The sequence below is a fragment of the Vibrio sp. Vb1755 genome, assembly GCF_033338635.1.
Taxonomy (GTDB): domain Bacteria; phylum Pseudomonadota; class Gammaproteobacteria; order Enterobacterales; family Vibrionaceae; genus Vibrio; species Vibrio alginolyticus.
This window is the reverse complement of sequence record NZ_JAWOTA010000012.1, coordinates 85845-103785: the sequence shown is the minus strand read 5'-3', so window position 1 is coordinate 103785 and position 17941 is coordinate 85845. Positions and strand designations below refer to the sequence as shown.

Sequence of the window (17941 nt, the reverse complement as noted above, 5' to 3'; positions counted from 1 at the left end):
GATGGAACAAAATGAAAACACTCAATATCTATCTTGTGCGTCATGGAAAAGTAGACGCTCCACCAGGACTCCATGGCCAAACAGATGTAAAAGTTACGCCTGCTGATCAAGAGAGTATTGCTCGGGCTTGGGCCGAGAGTGGACGAGGTGTGGGTGGAATAATTTCTTCTCCGCTTTCACGCTGTCAAGAACTGGCAAACATCATTGCTGAACAGCAATTATTACCAGTAATGACGGATGAGTCTTTACAAGAGATGGCATTTGGTGATTTTGATGGTATGCCTTTTGATATGCTCACTGAGCAGTGGAAAAAGCTAGATGCTTTTTGGCAATCGCCAGCACAACATACGTTGCCGAATGCTGAGAGCTTAAGCACATTTTCTGAGCGCATATGTCGCGTTTGGTCTCAAATCATCAACGATATCAATGACAATCTACTTATCGTCACGCATGGTGGCGTCATTCGTATGATTCTTGCTCATGTATTGGAGTTAGATTGGCGTAACCCAAAGTGGTATTCGACGTTGTCGATAGGAAACGCTTCTGTCACGCATGTAACAATTACCATAGATGAGCAAATTTACGCCTCGGTGCGTTCGATTGGCGTACCTCTTTTAACTCGTTAATTTATAAATATTAAAATGCCCAGAACGATATTGCTTACGGGCATAGTCACGGAAGATGTCAGTGGAAGCCCATCTGCTAGGTGCAGGAAGCGAAAATTGACTCAGTTACATAAAAAGGAAATATAGAAATGACAACGCCGAGTTGGGATTTGTCCATCGTTTATAACGACCTTTCTGACCCACGAATTCAAGACGATATTGCTCTTGTGGAACAATGTATTGATCTTTTGAATAAACAATCAGCAGATTGTGGCAACGTAGAGATCATGCAAAATGCGATTTTAACCAATGAAGCCGCGAGTCGTTTAGCGGGTACAGTTGCAAATTTTGCGAGTTGTTATGCTTCTGTTGATGCAACAAACGCCGAAGCGAAATCGTTACTTGGTAAAATGACCCGCATCTTTTCGGAGCTTTCCCAAGCGTTCAGTCCCTTTGATTTGACATTAACTCATGCCGACGAAGAGTTTATCTTGCGCGTGTTAGACCATGAGAATCCTGATATCAGTGGGCAAGCTTTTTCTATCTTGAATTCTAGAAAGTTGGCGGATACTCGTCTTAGCAACGCAGAAGAACAGTTACTGGCTGCGATGAGTGTGGATGGCAAATCGGCTTGGGGTAACCTATACGATAACCTGACTGGCTCATTGAAAGTGAAGCTTAAGTATGTAGATGGTAAGAGTGAAGAGCTTGGGTTTTCTCAAGCGGCAAGCATTCTTTATGGTTCTGAATTCGAGCGTCAAGAAGCCGCGTGGCGAGGCGTACAAGATGCAATGCAAACGCATCAAGAATCATTCGCTGCGATTTTGAATGCGTTAGCAGGATGGCGCTTAACTGAAAACAAAAAGCGTTCTACGAAGCGTGAAGTTCACTTCCTAGAGCCGAGTTTGCATGGTAGCCGAATCCAAGCTGAAACTTTAAATGCGATGATGACCGTAGCCAAAGACAGTCGAGCTATTGGTCAGAAAGCAGGTTTATTGATGGCGCAAGTACATGGTCTGGATGAGATGAAACCTTGGAATCATCTGGCGGCTATGCCTGCTTTGAGCGGTGAAGTGAAGGTTTACGACTTTGATGAAGCGATTGATGTTATTTGTGAAGCATTTGAAACAGTAAACCCTGAGATGTCGGAGTTTGTCCGTTTGATGGTACAAAATGGTTGGATTGATGCCGCGCCAAATGCTAACAAGCGTCTTGGCGCATACTGCACCAAACTGCCAGCAACGCGAACACCACTTGTGTTTATGACTTGGAGTGGCAGTCGGTCAGACCTTATGACTCTGGCACATGAACTTGGCCATGCGTTCCATAACTGGGTTATTCGTGATTTGCCACTTTGCCAAACTTACTACCCAATGACGTTAGCAGAAACCGCCTCTATCTTTGCAGAAAACATCGTTCGTGATCATTTGATTTCGAAAGCTGAGAGCGTTGATGAAAAGCTCGAGATGTTGTGGGAAGAGTTGTCATCTGCGCTAGCTTTAATGATCAACATTCCGGTTCGCTACGAGTTTGAAAAATCGTTTTATGAACGCCGCCAGGATGGAGAGTTAACCGCAGATGATTTCTGTGAGTTGATGTCAGAAACTTGGAAAGAATGGTATGGCGACGTAATGAGCGAACCGGATCCGTACTTCTGGGCAAGCAAGCTGCACTTTTCTATTGATAGCGTGAGCTTTTATAACTACCCATACCTATTTGGTTTCTTGTTTAGCAAGGGTATCTATGCACAGCGAGAAACCAAAGGCGAAGCGTTTTACACCGATTACATCAATTTGCTGCGCGATACAGGCTGCATGATGGCGGAAGATGTCGTCGAAAAGCATCTGTCGATGGATTTAACCCAGCCAACGTTTTGGCAGCAGAGTGTTGAGCTAGTGCGTGAAAAAGTCGATGAGTTTGAGCGTTTACTCGCACAGCGCGGCTAAGTTTTTCGCAGTGTTGATGCATAATCTGCTTTATAGCTACAAAAATTTGATCAAATCATAATGATCTTAATCATGGCTGTGGTAAAGTTCACAGCCCTAACACTTTGTAATTGTTTGAAAATTAAACGCCTCAATGCTTGATTTGAGTGCCTGGCGCGAAAAGGCATCGGATTTTCGAGGGAAATAGTGATTTCTACTCATAAGTGAGATCGCAGCAACAAAAATCCTTTGTACAATTTATTAACATATCCGCCGTGCTATTAAGGAGTAACGCATGACGAAGTCTCTCTTTCGCCAATCGTTTTTAACTGACACGTTAGATGTTCATATTGATGTTGCACCAGCGGAGCAGGTGCTTTCTAGCGGTGTAAAACTTAAACTCTATCAGCGTGGTGTATTAGAAGTAATCCCTGCGAATTATACTCAGGATACGAAGAACATCATCATCTCTTGTGGGGTTCACGGAGATGAAACCGCACCGATGGAGCTGGTGGATTCCATTATTCAAGACATAGAATCTGGGTTCCAGACGGTCGATACCCGTTGTCTGTTCATTATCGCTCACCCAGAGTCCACTCTGGCGCACACGCGATTCCTCGAAGAAAACCTCAACCGTCTGTTTGACGAAAAAGAACACAAACAGACAAAAGAGCTTGTTATCGCCGATACACTTAAGCTGCTTGTTCGAGATTTTTATCAGGATACCGACCCGACAACACGCTGGCACCTTGATTTACACTGCGCGATTAGAGGCTCGAAGCACTATACGTTTGCAGTAAGTCCTAAGACTCGTCATCCTGTGCGCAGCAAGGCATTGATCGATTTCTTGGACAGTGCACACATTGAAGCTGTGCTCCTGTCAAACTCACCATCGAGCACGTTTAGCTGGTACAGTGCCGAGAACTTTGGTGCGCAGGCTCTCACGATGGAGCTTGGACGCGTGGCTCGTATTGGTGAAAATGACCTCGATAAACTGACCGCGTTTGATTTGTCTTTACGTAATTTGATTGCGGAAACGAAGCCAGAGCACCTACCAAAACCATGCATTAAGTATCGCGTAAGTCGCACAATCGTTCGTTTGAACGAAGACTTTGACTTTATGTTCGACGATAATGTTGAAAACTTCACCTCATTTGTTCACGGCGAAGTGTTTGGTCATGATGGCGACAAACCACTAATGGCGAAGAATGAAAACGAAGCGATTGTCTTCCCGAACCGCCACGTCGCAATAGGTCAACGTGCAGCTCTGATGGTTTGTGAAGTGAAAACCCGTTTTGAAGAGGGTGAGTTGGTTTACGATTAATCCAACATTGCTTTGAGAAGTTAATTGCAATTTACCGAGGCTTAACTGTAAGGTTAAGCCTCGTTTGTTTTTATCGGCCGCTATGGATTTTCAACAACTTATCCTGAACAAGGAACGACGCTGGCAACGTAACCTGATGGTTATGTCGATCGTGCTCGCTGTACTCTCTGCCATTCACTTGATGGTCGGAGAAATTTTCCTTTCTCCTTTTCAATCCTTATCTGCATTTGAACAGAAGTTATTGGTGGACTTGCGTTTACCGAGGTTAGTGTCTGCGGCAATTATTGGTGCTGCGTTAGCGGTATCTGGCGCGACGTTACAAGTGTTGCTTGGGAACGTGTTGGCTGAACCTGGCGTGCTTGGTATCTCTGGTGGCGCAAGCTTAGCAATGGTCTTAATCATGTTCGCGTCACCTGTTCTTCCCACCCCGATTGTTTTTATGTTGGCAGCGATTGCAGGCTCGATGGTATTCACGTTTGTTTTGGTGGCGATAGCAAGGGCAATGGACCTGACGACGGCTCGATTGCTTTTGGTTGGGGTCGCATTGGGTATTTTATCGAGCGCGATTGTGACGTGGGCATTTTACTTTAGTGATGATCTCAGTTTACGCCAACTGATGTATTGGTTAATGGGTAGTATTGGCGGTGCAAGTTGGTATCAACATACCGTTACTTTGGTGATGTTACCGGTGCTCATCTGGTTATGTTGTAAAGGCAAGTCGCTTGATAAATTGATGCTGGGTGAGATTCATGCGACCCAATTGGGTGTCGATGTGCATCAAATGCGTTGGAAATTGATCCTCGCCATTTCTGTTTTGGTGGGTAGTTCAGTCGCTTTGGGTGGCATCATCAGTTTTGTTGGTTTGGTGGTGCCGCACTTGTTGCGTTTGGCTTTTGGTACGGAAAACCGTTATTTATTGCCACTTTCTGCAATATCTGGTGCTGCGTTGCTTGTATTTGCTGACATCGGCGCAAGACTGTTATTGGACTCCGCAGAGTTACCTTTAGGTGTCATGACAACATCGATTGGCGCACCTATTTTCATCTGGATGCTGGTGAAGAGTCATGATGCACGTTAAACATATGTCGGTTGGTAGTCGATTATTGCCTCTTTCTTTTGAATGCAAAGCTGGCGAAATCGTACATATCGTTGGGCCTAATGGTTCCGGTAAGAGTACTTTATTGGCTGCGATTTCTGGTACGTTAAGTCACCGAGACGGTATGAGTGGTGAAGTGTACGTTGGCAACAAAAACTTGCTTACTTTACCGTTGTCAGAGCAAGCTCATGTTCGAGGTTATTTGTGTCAGCAATCGCGCCCAGCGTTTAATGTTGATGTGTTTCAGTATCTCGCTTTATCTCTGCCAAGTGGTGCTGAGATTGCGGATATCAAAGTGCGTGATGCCGTCAATATGGTGGTGGAGCTGGTACAACTGCAAGATAAGCTTCATCGCAGTATTCAAACATTATCCGGTGGTGAGTGGCAGCGTGTCCGATTAGCAGGCGTATGTTTGCAGGTGTGGCGTACCATTAATCCTTTTTCGCAGTTTTTAATTTTGGATGAGCCAGCAGCACCGTTAGATATTGCGCAAGAGGGTCTGCTCTATCAATTGATTAACGCTATGGCGGCGCAGGGAATTGGAGTATTGGTTGCTAATCACGATCTCAATCGCACATTAAAGCACGCAGATAAAGTATTGCTGCTTAACAACGGTGTGCTGCACTCATCAGGAAGTGCCGATACTGTGCTAACGGAAGAAGCTCTCGGGGAAGTGTTCAATACTCAAGTCAAAAAGGTCATCGTAGATGAGCAACCTTATTTAATCTTTGATTAGTATTTAGGGACAATAAAAAAACGACCTACTTGAGGTCGTTTTTTTAATCGAGAAAGCCAAACTCAACGCTTATTGAGTTAACGGTTTTAGATCTGCTGGGCGGTAGTAAACAGATTTGAGTACTTTGCCTTTACGAATGGTTTTACCTTCCGATACGAAATCTTCGGCGCATTTCGCGATGATGTATTCACCTTTCTGCACCGCCATCAACTTGATGCCTTGTTCCGCGTAGAATGCTTCTGTTTCTGAGTACTCTTGCTCGTTACGGCATACTTTGCTCATGTTGCTTGAATGGACTTCATCCCAGCAAGGAATAAATTCGATACCACGGTTTACCGCAACGTTTAATAGAAGATCAATTAAGTAGCTGATCGCCAGGTTGTCTTCTACTTTGCTGTGGCCAAGATGAACGAGACGGCCCATTAATACATACACGCTGTCTACGATGGCATCTGCTTGCTCAGTTTTACAATCTGCTTCTGCTAGCTCTGTTAGCTCTTCGATCGCCAAAGAGGTGTGTAGTGTGTCTGCTTGCGTATCAAGGCTTGCAGCGTCTGCGACTGGTAAGTCGAACGTACTACGGAACTCGGTGATATCACGGTATAAGTGATCAAAAATCTCTTGGGTTAGCTTTGACAGTTGCATTCTAATTTCCATTGAATCGATTGAAGCGGCAATGATACCAAACCGCACTTTGAACCCCAAGGGCATTGCATCTAACTGGTGATAAATCTGCCTTTGGGAATGGTGGTGCTTAACGAAATAGGTAAGGGAACAGCTTTTTACGTTCTTCCTCTGAAAGGGCGGAAACACGAGCGATGTTCGTATCGGGAATGGATTCAGGATCAGGATAGTGTTTTAGTACCTTTTCCATACTCTCTTCGCGAATCAAATGGAAGATCGGGTAAGGAGAACGATTGGTTAGGTTTTCGTCGTCTTCAGGCCTTGCGCCGCCAAAACAGTAATCAGGATGGAAAGTCGCTACTTGGAAAACACCTTCCCAGTTTTGCTGCTTAATTAATCCTTCAACCCAATCTATGCAAAAGTTGTAGTCCCAGAAATCTTGTAGCATGTTGGGAACCACAACCAACGTGGTCTCAAGTTGTTCGGGTTCTGTGTTACTCAGCTCAATCAGCTGCAATAAAATATCTTCTAGAAGCGCTTCTTCTTGAGTCGCTTCACTAACAAAGATTTTGATTTGTTTATTACGTTGCGGCTTGGCAGCAAATGGACAAAGGTTGAGACCGATTACTACATCGTTGAGCCATTGATCGACCTGTTGAGTGATCGCTTCGATATCTGTGTTTTGTGTTGAACGCGTTGACATACGACTTTCTGGTTTTTATTAAAGTAGCGCAAGCATAGCAGAGTTGGTTATCCAAGTAACCAGAGAGGTATTACGCAAATGAGCGTACCTTAGCTACTCTTTAAACTCGCAGCGTCAGGTGTTTGGTCAGTATGCTTTCTTTCGGCAATGTGTTTCAAATACGCAATTGCAGCAAACATCGCTAGGTAGACTGCGCTTCCTCCCATAAGAACACTCGACCAACCACCATGTTGCCAACAATAAAGAAGTAAGAATCCTCCTAAGCTACCGCCTACGTAGTAGTGTACTAAGTAGAGCGCTGTCGCGGTGGCTTTGGCGCGAGTGGCGTTCTGACCGACCCAACCGTAGGCGAGGGTATGAGTAAAGAAGGCACCAAAACTTATCAGCAACAACCCAAATAGCATTGCAGTCAAGCTTTCAACCGCCGCAATCCACATCCCCGCCATGCTCACTATCGCGCCTAAGAACATACCGAGGATTGATGAATAACGTTTACTCCAGTGGCCTGCGCAACGAGAGGAGAAAGTCCCTCCCAAGTAACAAATAAAGATCAGTGAGGCCAACCCGACGGGCACATTGTGAGGTTCACTCACCAGACGGAAACCCATGACGGAGTAAAGGTTGACGAACAAAGCAAAGTTGAGTCCTCCTATCAGCATTGCGAACCACACGCGTTGGTTTTTAAAATGACCAATAAGCGCACGATTTTGATAGCGCAAGCTGCTTGATGACGGGGTGAAGTTGCGCTGTGTTGGCAATAAATAGTGAACGCCAATGACACCAAGAAGAGTGAACACCATCATAACTTCAATGGCGACATCAACACTGAAATTGTCCGCCAATAAGCCGCCGCTAATACGCCCTGCAATACCGCCTAATGAGTTAGCCGCAATGTACGTTCCAATTGCCATCGAGAAAGCGTGCTTGTCGAGCTCTTCTGCCATGTAAGCCACGGCGACTGCAGCAAAAGCTGCGAGCGCGACACCGATCAGTGCTCGACATACCACCAAAAACAGAAATGAGTCACCAAATAGCATCAAAGCGGAAAGGGTAGGAATCGAAAACAGACCAGCCATCATGACTGGCTTTCTTCCCACTGATTCTGACAACACAGCCATTGGAACGAGGCTAAAAGAGAGAGCGAGTGTTGAGGCCGCAAATAACCAGTTCACTTGCGTTTCTGAGATCGTGAAAATTTGAGCAAAAGTGGGCAGCATTGGCTGTAGTAGGTATAAATTTGAAAAAACCAAGAAGGAACCAAGCGCTAGCGAGAGCGTAATGCGTTTGTATTCCGGTGTGCCAAAACTGACCATGAATCCTGCCTAATGTGAGCAAATGGAGAGACTGTGATCAATCTATCAGTTCGTTATAAATTAAAAAAATATATTAAAAATATGGACACCATATATTTTTGATCTAATGGAATCGAAACAACTTAAACATTTTCTGGCGGTCGCTGAACACGGAAACATTACCCATGCGGCGAAAGCCCTGCATATTGCCCAGCCCGCATTAAGCATTTCTATCAAAAAGTTTGAGCAGTCTTTGGGCGTTACCCTATTTCGCCGTGATGATAAAAAAATCAGCTTAACGAAAGAGGGCGAAACGTTATTTGTACATGCTAAGCGGGTGATTCAACAGTTGCACGACGCGCAGCTCGCGATTGATGAGTTGAAAGGTTTAGCGAAAGGCGAAGTAAGACTAGGGACGCCATCAATGATGGGCAGTTATTTCTTTCCACGAATTGTGATGGCGTTTAAAAGCCAATTCCCTGAGTTAAAATTGACCTTGGTCGAAGCTGGAACTCAATCGATTCGTCGTATGCTGCTCAATGGTCAACTCGATATTGGTGTGATCAGTTGTGATAATGTGCCTGATGATCTAGAAACTGACCATTTGTTTACTAGCCAAATGGTCGCAGTTGTTTCACCTGAGCATGAGTTAGCCCAGCGACACGCTCTTACTTTTGATGAGTTCTTTGAACACGATTTGGTTATGTTTCAGCATGGCTATTTTCACCGCGAATTTTTGGATCAGGTGAGTGAGGAGCATGGGTTTACCATGAAGTCATCATTCGAGACCAACTTACTGCCTTTGATTTTGAGTATTGTAAAACAAGAGTTTGCGATTACCGCGTTACTGGAATTGGTGACTCAACATGAGTCGGGCGTTGTTGGCTTACCGTTTGAACCACCAGTGACGCTGGATCTGGCACTTGCTTGGCGCAAGCAGGGGTATTTATCAATAGCAGATCGAACGTTTATCGACTTTATCAAGCGCTACGTTTAAACGCAGCGCAGATTCATCGTCCGAGCACTAGTCGCCTTTGTACATCTTCTCGAAGTTCTTTGGGTTCCAGCCAATCATTACCCGATCACCAATTTTTAAAACTGGCACTGAACGAGCACCAAGCGCATCAAGTTCTTTGCGACCGCGTTGCATCTTAGCATTGCACAAACGATAGTTAATATTTTTCGAATCCAGATAACGTTGAGCATCTTTGCAGTGAGGGCATTTGTCTTTGACGTAAAGGACGACACGTTTCATTGAGTTTCTCTCCATTATCATTGGGAGGCGAAGTTTAACGGCCTTTCACAATAAATGAAAGGCGAAAGCTAAGGTGAAACTGTCCTTTATCTCAGGTATATTGAGCGCCTTTATTTTGTCATAACAGACGTTAATTCTATGCATCCGTCACTTCGATACATTCAAGGCTACCCACAAAACATCGTAGAGCAGGTGAGCTCATTGATAGCGAGTGGCAAGTTTGTTCCTTGGTTCGAAAAGCGTTATTCCGATAGGCACCAAATCAAAAGCGAAAGGGCGCTCTATGAGTACGCCATGGCAATCAAAAACCGCTACATGAAGAAAGCCGCGCCAATCAGTAAAGTTGTCTACGATAAGAAAATTCACGCGGTAAACAACGCGCTTGGTTTGCACAGTGTAATCAGTAGAAACCATGGCGGTAAGCTGAAGTCGAAAAACGAGATTCGCATTGCCAATGTATTTAAAGATGCGCCCGAGCCACTATTAAGAATGCTGGTGGTACATGAGTTGGCACATACTCGTGAGAAAAACCACGACAAGGCGTTCTATCAGTTATGTTGCTATATGGAGCCTGAGTATCACCAACTCGAATTTGATGCTCGTTTGTTTATGATTTACCTCGATTTAAAAGCGAATTTGAATGAAGAACAATAATCACAACGCGAAGCAAGCAAAGCCAAAGGCTTCAATGGCGGGTCAGAAGAAAGACGCGAATAAAGACAAGCCGAAGCGTGTTAAAGACAAAGTTGCGCGCAAATCCCCTCAGCCTGCAGGAAAGAGCGAAGTCGAGTTCATAAAAATAGCGAAGAATGGTTTGCATGAGCGTAATGTTCATCGAGGTCGTTACGATTTTAAAAAACTCGTGGAAAGTGAACCACAGTTAAAGCCATTCGTTATCAAAAATCCGAAAGGGGAAGATTCCATAAACTTCTCTGATCCTAACGCGGTTAAAATGCTCAATAAAGCATTGCTTGCTGCGTATTATGGTGTCGAGTTCTGGGACATTCCCGACACCTACCTTTGCCCACCGATTCCGTGCCGCGCTGATTACATTCACCGAGTGGCAGAACTACTTGATAGTGAAGTAAAAGGTCAGTACGCGCACCAAAAAGTGAAAGCGTTGGACATTGGCGTGGGAGCAAACTGTATTTATCCGATTGTTGGTGTAACAAAATACGGTTGGCACTATACGGGCAGCGATGTCGATCCAAAATCCATCCAATCGGCTCAAACGATCGTAGAGCACAATCGTGTTTTGAAGGGAAAAATTGCACTGGTACAGCAATACAATGATGCCAATATTTATCGAGGTATCATTCAACCGAATGATCGTTATGATGTGACGACATGTAATCCGCCATTCCACCGTTCGGCGGAAGATGCCGCTATGGGCAGCCAGCGTAAAATCGATAATCTAAAAGCAAACCAGCGCAAGAAAGGGCTAAAACCTCAAACCGCACCAGTAAAGACAAGTAAGCCTGCGTTGAATTTTGGCGGTCAAAACGCTGAATTGTGGTGTGAAGGCGGAGAAGCGGCGTTTATCCGAAAAATGGCGAATGAAAGCCAAGCTTTTGCCGCGCAGGTTTTGTGGTTTACAACACTCATATCCAAAAAAGACAACGTTCGCCCGATGCGCAAGCAGCTTGAAAAATTGGGTGTGAAAGCCATTCGTGTGGTTGAAATGAGCCAAGGACAGAAAGTGAGCCGCTTTGTAGCTTGGTCATACATGGATAAGCAACAGCGCAAAGCATGGATTGAACTAAAGTAACGTTGACCGTTTCACACTGAACAATAAAGTAGGAAGCCCGCTGATATCAGCGGGCTTCTCTTTTTGGGAGATCTAAAACTTAATGATGGGCTCACAATCTAGTGAACTGAGAGTGACAAAGGTATCTGTTTTGGCGTAGTACAAGCCACAGGTTTCACCTCTTATCTGCAACGTATATTGGTCTGGAAGATCCGTATAGCTGCCATCCAGCAGTTGATTGTTGTTACCTTTTACTCGTCCTTTTTCAATCAACAAATGCGGTGAGGATTCAAATACGTTATTTGCGATTCTAGGTGCTGGTGTCCCTTGGATTTCTGCGATCGCGTTTTGAATTTCTATGACTGTTTCCGGAGAGTTCTTTTTACTCAATGCTTCAACGGGTTCTTGTGACATAGCTTGACATCCTATCAAAGAAATTGAAGTGCCTAGGAAAAGCGCAACCCGAATCAGCATTCGTAAAAAGTTAGTTGATCTCAACATGAATTGCCTCTGTTCGTAGCGGAGAGCGAAGATCGCTTAACTCCGGAGATGAAATGTTACGCGGCATGGCGTTGAAACTTGAAGGGGATACTGGCGGACAGGTTCCTGTTTCCATGTAGTTTAGCGCCGCAGAAAGCATACCTTCAGACGGATCGCCTAATGGTTTTGTTAGGTCATCATTGACCCAGCAACCTTCCACTCTATTGTTTAAGCCTAGCTCGGTATTGATTTGGCTCTTTGGAGTAGGAATAAAACCATCAGCGAAGTCGCCAAATTTTTTCTCGTTCGCCGACTTGAACTGAATAGTGTAGTACATAGTGCCGCAGTTTTGTTCTGGTGAGAACCCATACGGTTTACCTGTGGTTGTTGAACCTATTTGGATAACCTCCACATCAATGCCGCGCAAAGCGTTGATTAGCAGTTCACTTGAGGAAGCCGTGCCTCCTGAAGTCAGCACATATACGCGCTTTTTGTTCAGTGTCGGAAGCACTTGATCCGAATATTTCTGTGCTGCCCAGTCTATTGCTAGATTCGTAAAGCGATAGATGTTATCCCCATCTTTAATGGTACGCATCACTTTGTCATTATGAATCAACTCACTGAAGACTCGGTTCTGACCAGCACCGCTTAGCATGTAGCCTACTTGCGAGGACTGAAGGACTAAGCCACCGCCGTTGTAACGTAAATCAACGACGATCTCGTCAACATTCTCTGCTGAGAGCGTACTGAACGCCTCAATAAGCGGGGCTTGAGCGCTTGGTTCAAAGGAGTTGTATTGCAGATAGCCGATCCGCATACCATTTTGTGTAATCACTTTGGCATTTTTAACTGGAGAGGTCATGACATCAGAGGCGGTAAGCGTCACGGTTTTCTCTAGACCGCCAACACTCTCAAATGTGAAGGTGTAATCTTGATTGATGTCAGGGTTAAAGAGCGTTTTATTAATAAAATCAATGTCGGACTGACTACCGGTGTTAACCACATCAATATTATTGATTTTCAGAAGCTTATCACCACGAGCAATGCCGCTTCTATCAGCTGGCGAGGCTTCTTCAGTGTAGGAAATACGAACGTCTCGAGGTTGTACGCCACGTAGGAATGCCCAGTTAAAACCAAATCCAGCAACTAAACCGGATTGCGATGATTTCATATCATCCTCATAAGGGACGGTAAAATGGAAGCGATCTTTTGGTTTACCCTTCGCGGTAGTAGCAGAGGTGACCAGCGTATTGAAGTAATCAGTAACAGTTTTGTAGTTTGCTGGATTATTATCAGGAACCTCGTCATACCATAGATACGTTTCGTTAGTAAAAGCTCTTAAAAAGAGTTTTTCGTGTAATGCAGAGCCCAATTTATCTGGATAGGCGGCATAGTTGTCATATGGGTCCAGTCCGACGCGGGGCGTTTCACATTGGTTGATAAACGTTTTCGACGATTGGCTAAAATCATGAACTTTCCATGTTGGACCGTTTGCACTGCTAGTGGACGGAGTAGGTGATGAGCTATCACCGCCGCCACCGCCACAGCCTTGTAATAATGCGAGAGTGACTGCCGTTGCTAAAGAATACTTAAATTTCACTTTTCTATGTCCTTATAAATAATAGAATTATAATTATGTGTTTTGCTTTTGTTTTTATTAGCTAGGTGAATGTATTAATTTAATTTGTTCGTCTGCAAATTTATAGTTAAATAGTGTGAGGTAAATAACGTAAAAAAGTTGTCTTTTATCCTTAAGCTAAATGAGTCATTACTTAAGTTTTCTGTCTATTTCAAAAGATCTAACAAGACAATTAATAAGTGTGAAATTAAGACAAGTTCTTAGTTGACTAAGCGATGCTTGCTAAATCAGAATTAGATTCAGGAAACGCTTTGAATCAATAGTTTGGTAGGGATATATGATGTTATCAGGGGTTTGTTTGATTTATTTGTCTGATGCTTTAACTTAATTTAGTGAGTTGAGCGACGTGCTTTAATAGGCTTCCGTCAATGTTAGGTAAATCATCAGCGAAAAATATCTGAGCACCGGGAGTGCAGCGCATTAATATATTTGTTAGTTCACCTTCATTGTTGGAAGTGTTAACTGCGTTAAGTTTCGCTAATTTATTACAAAGCTCGTCCTCTATTTGCACTTTCTGCTCTTCGGTGAGCCTAATGCGACCTATACATACGCCTGGGTTGATATCATGAGAAAGCGAATCTTGTTGAAATCGCTCTTTGAATAAGGTGTCTAATGCCGTACCTTCTTCCATAATAAATCGACGACCAGAACGGTAAAACAAGCCGTCTCCGAAGTTTTCGACATATCCTAGAATTTCCGCGATACGCAAATAGAATCGTAAGCTTGTATCAGAAAGTCCGTAAGTTTGGGCTATCTCTTGCGGTTTAATATCACGAGAAGTCAGCATATAAATAAAATCAAGTAAATAAGGATGCTCAACGAAAAGGGCGCTCTCTTCATCTGTTAGCATTTGCTCGTTTTGGTGCTGAAGCTCGTTGGCTAAGGTTGCGAGTTCGATGAGATCGGTATTCAGGTAGTTCAGGTAAATAAGTACTTTATCCAAACCTAAAGCTGGATTATGTAGGTGGCGTTTAATACTAGATAAAGGGATGCCACTTTTCTCTGACAAGGAGTTGTAGCAAAGCCCTTCTTCTTTAATCTTTTGTCGTAGCGCTGCGAGTAAAAACTTTGGTCCAACATTCATCCTCGAACATCACCTTATTCGTTATTCCGTTTACTGGCTGATATTTTGCCTTTCAAGCAGCAGGTTTCGAATCGCTGTGCCCGCTTCTAGAATGTGTTTTTTCAGCAGGTACTTGGCGCCTTCGATATCGCGATTTTGGCACATTTCAAACAAGTTTAAGTGCTCTTCTTCTGCCTTTTTAATGCCTGTAGTAAACAATAGCTGCATGCGTATGTATCGGTCACACTTTGTGTTCAGGTTGTAAATGACGTCCATAGTTTCAGGCATGTTGGCTGGCGCATATAGGGCTTTGTGGAACTCGTAGTTGTAGTTGCTCCATTCTTCTACTTCGTCGCCACTGTTCACTACTGACTCGAAACGTTCGCGAACTTCGCGCGCGCGTTCAAGGTCAGCGTCTGTCATATTTTGAATCGCGCGCTCTAAAATGTGGCATTCCACGACAGCGCGCAGTTCAAATAGCTCATTGATTTTCTCTGGAGATAGCTCAGTGACCGTCGCACCTTTGTGAGGTTCAAAGCTAACGAGTCCTTGTGCTTCCAATTGAACTAACGCTTCACGCACAGGAATTCGGCTAACATTAAACTCTTTTGCTAACGCATCTTGACGTAAAGGTTGACCAGTTTTTAACTCGCCCTTCAAGATCTGAGTTCGAATTGCTTCCTCAACGAGCTGAGTGCGCGTTTTAAAAACAGGTTTCTGTGACATTGAAGTCTCCCGTGAAATTAATATTGTATCCAATCCATTTTACTTTAGTAGTTTATTGTTTTTCTGGCACAAACCAACTAGGAAAGAAGGTTTTGAGAAGTAGAGTGAAATAAAAGGCATCAGTTGATGCCTTTTTGAGCCATTTGGTGAGCTTATTGGGAAACTTTGCCATCTATGGCGCGTTGAATACCAAGTGGGTTCGACGCTTTTAATGAATCCGGCAATAAAGATTCTGGCAAAGCTTGATAAGCGACCGGACGCAACCAACGATGAATAGCCTCCGCACCGACAGATGTTGAGGCAGAATTGGTTGAAGCAGGATATGGTCCACCATGAACCATAGCGTAACCAACCTCGACGCCAGTTGGCCAACCGTTGAATACAATGCGTCCCGCGATTTCTTCCAAACTTGGAAGCAGTTGCTTCGCTTGTTCTTCGTCTTCAGCGGTAGTGTGAAGGGTTGCGGTGAGCGAGCCAGTCAGTGAATCACTCAGTTTCAACATGTCATCGAAATCTTCACAGATTACGATTAACGATTGAGGACCAAATATTTCTTCCTCCCATTGTGGGTTTTTACGCCAGTTTTTACTGTCCGTCACGAACAGTGCTGGTGAGACATTGGTCGCTTCTGCTTGTTCAGAACGAGTGACGTTAATGCCTGTTTCGGAAGTTCGCTTATCCACTTCGGATTCATATGTTTCTCGGATTCCTTGCGTTAGCAAAGTGGCCGTTGATTGTTGTCGAATTAACCCTTGAGCGGTTTCGATAAAGGCTTGCGTTTCTGGGCAATTCAAGACAAATACAACGCCTGGTTTTGTACAAAATTGTCCACAGCCCAAAGTCATAGAAGCCACAAATTCTTCAGCCAATGATGCGTTTGCCCGTATGGCTGAAGGGAGAATAAATGTTGGATTAATCGCCCCTAGTTCGCCATAGAAGGGGATTGGCTCTGGTCTTTGCTGGGCTAGATTGAACAGCGCACGGCCACCACCGACTGAACCTGTAAACCCAACCCCTTTAATTTTTGGATGGGTAACGAGTGCTTGGCCAAGTGCACGTTTGTTACCTTGCAATAGCGTGAAGATGGCTTGCGGTAAGCACTCTTTCTCAAGTGCAGCCTCAATACACTCAGCAACAAGTTGACTGGTGCCAGGGTGGGCGGTATGGCCTTTTACAATCACAGGGCAGCCAGCAGCCAGTGCCGAAGCCGTATCACCTCCTGCAGTAGAAAATGCGAGCGGAAAATTAGACGCACCAAACACGGCGACAGGGCCAATTGCTATTTGCTGACGACGAATATCTGGTTTTGGCAGTGGTTGGCGGTCTGGGTTTGGCGTATCGAAGATTGCTTGATAGTGATTACCCGAGCTCACAACCTCGGCAAATAGTCGTAATTGGTTGGCGGTACGTCCTATTTCACCGCTTAAACGTGCTTCGGGAAGGGCAGTTTCTAAATGAGCACGAGCAACGATTTCTTCACTCTTCACTTCCAATTCAGAGGCGATAGAGCAAAGTAAGCTCGATCGCTTTGCATTACTTAGTTGGCGAAACTCACGCGCAACGTTTTGGGCGGCTGAGGCGGCTTGATTAACTTCTTGCTCTCCATGTACCGGAAACGCAATAGGTAGAGGCTCACCAGTAAAGGCGTTGACTGCGTAAAAAGTGGTTGGTTCTTGTGGGGTCATCATTCTTCCTTACTATCCTTATTACTTCACTTCAAATCCGTACGCATATGGGTCTTCATCGTCTACCCATATCGTGTTGTGACCGTATACTTGTGCCCATCCTTCAATGCTTGGCAAAATAGCCGCTTTGCCATTCACTTCGGTAATGCCTTCTATACGTCCTTGAAATAGGCTGCCGATGATACTTTCGTGAACAAAGTCTTCCCCTTGATTGAGTTTGCCTCTTGCATGCCATTGCGCCATACGTGCACTTGTTCCCGTACCACATGGCGAACGATCCAACGCTTTGTCGCCGTAAAACACAGCATTTCGGGCGGTGGCGTTTTCTTGAGTGGGCTCACCGGTCCATAGCACATGAGAAACACCGCATACTGTTGGATCTTCTGGATGTACGCATTCAACCGCTCGAGATACCGCTTCGCGAACTTTTGGTGAAAGCATCAATATTTCATCTGGAGAGTAGTGTTCAAGTCCGGCGTAGTTTTCTTGAGGATCGACGATTACGTAATAGTTTCCGCCATAAGCAACATCGACAGTGAGCTCACCTAAGCTCTCTATGTCCACGGTTACGTCTTGGTGGGCAAGGTAAGCTGGTACGTTAAATATCATCACCGACGTTACCTTGTCACCTTTTATTTGGTAGTGCACTTCGATTTGTCCTGCTGGGACATCAAGTATCAAACGTCCTTCTTTTTTGGGAGTGATAAGGCGGTTCTCGATAGCGGTAGTGACGGTTCCAATGGTGCCGTGGCCACACATTGGTAAGCAGCCACTGGTTTCAATAAACAGAATTGAAGCGTCTGCGTTATCGCTGCAAGGAGGCAAGACAACTGACCCCGACATCATTGAGTGTCCGCGAGGCTCAAACATGAGTGCCTGACGAATCCAATCATAATGCTCAAGAAAGTATTGGCGCTTTTCGCTCATGGTATTGCCTTCGAGTGGAGGCACACCGCCTGCTACCAGCCTAACTGGGTTGCCGCAGGTGTGGGCATCAATACAGAAAAAAGTTCCTTGTCTCATTTTTCGCTCCTTGCTGAA

18 protein-coding genes are annotated in these 17941 nt (G+C 44.7%); 8 read left to right on the top strand and 10 right to left on the bottom strand.

The features are described from left to right. The first annotated feature begins 11 nt into the window (after positions 1-11). From cobC to btuD, 5 genes are all read left to right on the top strand, one after another. Positions 12-626 (top strand): alpha-ribazole phosphatase, encoded by a 615-nt coding sequence (gene cobC, locus R7E00_RS12775; protein ID WP_017820880.1) that lies wholly within the window; start codon positions 12-14, stop codon positions 624-626. A gap of 128 nt (positions 627-754) precedes the next feature. Then, entirely contained in the window at positions 755-2551 is a 1797-nt protein-coding gene (locus R7E00_RS12770; RefSeq protein ID WP_213907217.1) for a M3 family oligoendopeptidase, read from the top strand. Positions 2552-2825: 274 nt separating this feature from the next. Further along, entirely contained in the window at positions 2826-3854 is a 1029-nt protein-coding gene (locus R7E00_RS12765; protein ID WP_017820882.1) for a succinylglutamate desuccinylase, read from the top strand. Positions 3855-3936: 82 nt separating this feature from the next. Next, complete coding sequence (gene btuC, locus R7E00_RS12760) at positions 3937-4932, top strand: vitamin B12 ABC transporter permease BtuC (protein WP_054576447.1); 996 nt, start codon at positions 3937-3939, stop codon at positions 4930-4932. Continuing rightward, positions 4919-5686: a vitamin B12 ABC transporter ATP-binding protein BtuD gene (btuD, locus tag R7E00_RS12755; protein WP_017820884.1), complete on the top strand. Its 768-nt coding sequence runs from the start codon at positions 4919-4921 to the stop codon at positions 5684-5686. The genes btuC and btuD overlap by 14 nt, the downstream gene beginning before the upstream one ends. A 69-nt stretch (positions 5687-5755) precedes the next feature. Here the strand turns inward: btuD and R7E00_RS12750 are convergent, their stop codons facing one another. From R7E00_RS12750 to R7E00_RS12740, 3 genes are all read right to left on the bottom strand, one after another. Beyond that, a complete protein-coding gene (locus tag R7E00_RS12750; protein ID WP_005377875.1) occupies positions 5756-6331 on the bottom strand; it encodes a nucleoside triphosphate pyrophosphohydrolase family protein in 576 nt (191 codons plus the stop codon). 109 nt (positions 6332-6440) lie between these two features. Continuing rightward, positions 6441-7013 carry a DUF1415 domain-containing protein gene (locus R7E00_RS12745; RefSeq protein ID WP_025766766.1) on the bottom strand — a complete coding sequence of 191 codons (573 nt, stop codon included), beginning with the start codon at positions 7011-7013 and terminating at the stop codon, positions 6441-6443. 89 nt (positions 7014-7102) lie between these two features. Beyond that, positions 7103-8326 carry an MFS transporter gene (locus tag R7E00_RS12740; RefSeq protein WP_054576448.1) on the bottom strand — a complete coding sequence of 408 codons (1224 nt, stop codon included), beginning with the start codon at positions 8324-8326 and terminating at the stop codon, positions 7103-7105. A gap of 106 nt (positions 8327-8432) precedes the next feature. Between R7E00_RS12740 and R7E00_RS12735 the strand changes: the two genes are divergently transcribed. Next, on the top strand, positions 8433-9302 hold the full coding sequence (locus R7E00_RS12735; RefSeq protein WP_005389786.1) for a LysR family transcriptional regulator: 870 nt from the start codon (positions 8433-8435) through the stop codon (positions 9300-9302). Positions 9303-9329: 27 nt separating this feature from the next. Here R7E00_RS12735 and R7E00_RS12730 read toward each other — a convergent pair whose 3' ends face one another. Continuing rightward, complete coding sequence (locus R7E00_RS12730) at positions 9330-9560, bottom strand: glutaredoxin family protein (protein WP_005377871.1); 231 nt, start codon at positions 9558-9560, stop codon at positions 9330-9332. A 138-nt stretch (positions 9561-9698) separates the two neighbouring features. Here R7E00_RS12730 and R7E00_RS12725 point away from each other — a divergent pair, with 138 nt between their 5' ends. Then, positions 9699-10214, top strand: a complete 516-nt coding sequence (locus R7E00_RS12725; protein ID WP_053350412.1) for a M48 family metallopeptidase — start codon at positions 9699-9701, stop codon at positions 10212-10214. Continuing rightward, complete coding sequence (gene rlmF, locus R7E00_RS12720) at positions 10201-11328, top strand: 23S rRNA (adenine(1618)-N(6))-methyltransferase RlmF (protein ID WP_262606113.1); 1128 nt, start codon at positions 10201-10203, stop codon at positions 11326-11328. The genes R7E00_RS12725 and rlmF overlap by 14 nt, the downstream gene beginning before the upstream one ends. A gap of 72 nt (positions 11329-11400) precedes the next feature. On the opposite strand, the gene R7E00_RS12715 is transcribed toward rlmF, so the two are convergent. From R7E00_RS12715 to R7E00_RS12690, 6 genes are all read right to left on the bottom strand, one after another. Then, positions 11401-11721: a hypothetical protein gene (locus R7E00_RS12715; RefSeq protein ID WP_053350410.1), complete on the bottom strand. Its 321-nt coding sequence runs from the start codon at positions 11719-11721 to the stop codon at positions 11401-11403. Positions 11722-11791: 70 nt separating this feature from the next. Continuing rightward, positions 11792-13387, bottom strand: coding sequence for a S41 family peptidase (locus R7E00_RS12710; RefSeq protein WP_262606112.1), 1596 nt, complete (start codon positions 13385-13387; stop codon positions 11792-11794). Between the two features lie 358 nt (positions 13388-13745). After that, complete coding sequence (locus tag R7E00_RS12705; protein ID WP_005377865.1) at positions 13746-14510, bottom strand: hypothetical protein; 765 nt, start codon at positions 14508-14510, stop codon at positions 13746-13748. Positions 14511-14540: 30 nt separating this feature from the next. Beyond that, positions 14541-15215 carry a GntR family transcriptional regulator gene (locus R7E00_RS12700; RefSeq protein WP_053303155.1) on the bottom strand — a complete coding sequence of 225 codons (675 nt, stop codon included), beginning with the start codon at positions 15213-15215 and terminating at the stop codon, positions 14541-14543. 152 nt (positions 15216-15367) lie between these two features. Next, on the bottom strand, positions 15368-16900 hold the full coding sequence (locus R7E00_RS12695; protein ID WP_053350408.1) for an aldehyde dehydrogenase (NADP(+)): 1533 nt from the start codon (positions 16898-16900) through the stop codon (positions 15368-15370). A gap of 21 nt (positions 16901-16921) precedes the next feature. Continuing rightward, positions 16922-17923, bottom strand: a complete 1002-nt coding sequence (locus tag R7E00_RS12690) for a 4-hydroxyproline epimerase (RefSeq protein ID WP_262606111.1) — start codon at positions 17921-17923, stop codon at positions 16922-16924. Positions 17924-17941: the final 18 nt, after the last annotated feature.